This is a genomic window from Nocardioides sp. Z22_16 (assembly GCF_058134365.1).
The window spans coordinates 1-1,215 of record NZ_JBYTTI010000011.1 but is presented as its reverse complement, the minus strand read 5'-3'; the positions used below and the strand labels follow the sequence as shown (position 1 = coordinate 1,215).

The window sequence follows — 1,215 nt, the reverse complement described above, 5'->3', positions numbered from 1 at the left end:
ACCTACCAGGGCTCCGTGACCCCGACGCCGACCCCCACCCCGACCCCCACGCCGACGCCGACCCCGACGCCGACCCCGACGCCGACGCCGACCCCGACGCCGACCCCCACGCCGACGCCGACCCCGACGCCGACGCCTACGCCTACGCCGACGCCTACGCCGACCCCGACGCCTACCCCCACGCCGACGCCGACGCCTACGCCGACAGCTACCGCGACCCCCACGCCCACGCCCACGCCCACGCCGACGGTGAAGCCGACGCCCACGCCGACAGCTACCGCGACCCCCACGCCCACGCCCACGCCCACGCCGACGGTGAAGCCGACGCCCACGCCGACAGCTACCGCGACCCCCACGCCCACGCCGGTCCTGCAGGGCACCGAGCTGGAGCTCAGCACGATCGTCAAGCTGCGCCAGGGGAAGCTCGTCGCGAAGGTCAAGGTCCTCAAGGCTGACGGAACGCCGGCCGCGGGGAAGGTCAGGATCCTGCTCCAGCACGGGAAGTCGACCACCAAGGCCACCGTCACCCTCAACAAGCGGGGGAAGGGCAAGCACGCCTTCACCCAGATCGGTGCGGGCACGTACGTGCTGGTCGCCAAGTACCAGGGAGCGGGCGATTCGAAGAAGTCGCGCGCCAAGGTCGTCGTCCGGGTGAAGTAGTCACTTCGCCGACGTTCTGCGGCCCCCGATCCGCGCGCTCTGCGCGGATCGGGGGTCTCATCAATTTGCGGTAATGATGTCCGTTACGTGAGAGCAACCCTCGTCATCCCCGCCCTATGTGGCTAGTGTCACAAGCGAGTTACGGCTGGGTAACCTACGACGCCGTAGCCGATTCCAATTGGGAGGGAAACCAAATGCGGAACCGTTCAATGAAGCGCCCCATGGCGCTGGTCGCGACGGCGGCCATTTCTACTGCTGGCCTCGTGGCCTTCGCGCCCAGCGCGACGGCCATCAGTGCCGAGCTCAGGTTCGACTGTCAAACCGCTGCCGGTGCGTCGGTCTTCACCAACGTGACCGACACCGACCTGCCGGCCGAGGTGCCTTTCGGCAAGACCGTGCCGGTCAACGTCACCTCCAAGGTGACCGTGCCGGAGAACACCGTCCAGCTGCTCCGTCTTCTCGGTGCGACCACGGTGCAGGGGACCTCGGTGAGCGAGTCCACCCTGAACGGCAACCCGCTGACGACGACCGTCAACGTGCCGACCACCCAGGTGG

The 1,215-nt window shown here is 68.7% G+C and carries 3 protein-coding genes; 2 read left to right on the top strand and 1 reads right to left on the bottom strand.

Annotation, left to right across the window (positions count from 1 at the left end; genetic code table 11):
• Window positions 1-2: 2 nt before the first annotated feature.
• Window positions 3-332, bottom strand: a complete 330-nt coding sequence (locus AC3X7R_RS18785; protein WP_489967215.1) for a hypothetical protein — start codon at window positions 330-332, stop codon at window positions 3-5.
• Here AC3X7R_RS18785 and AC3X7R_RS18780 point away from each other — a divergent pair.
• Together AC3X7R_RS18780 and AC3X7R_RS18775 are read left to right on the top strand one after the other, a co-directional pair.
• Window positions 316-660 (top strand): hypothetical protein, encoded by a 345-nt coding sequence (locus AC3X7R_RS18780; RefSeq protein WP_489967214.1) that lies wholly within the window; start codon window positions 316-318, stop codon window positions 658-660. The genes AC3X7R_RS18785 and AC3X7R_RS18780 overlap by 17 nt on opposite strands.
• Window positions 661-869: 209 nt before the next feature.
• Window positions 870-1,215: DUF6801 domain-containing protein (locus tag AC3X7R_RS18775; RefSeq protein WP_489967213.1), on the top strand; the 346-nt coding region annotated here is incomplete at its 3' end.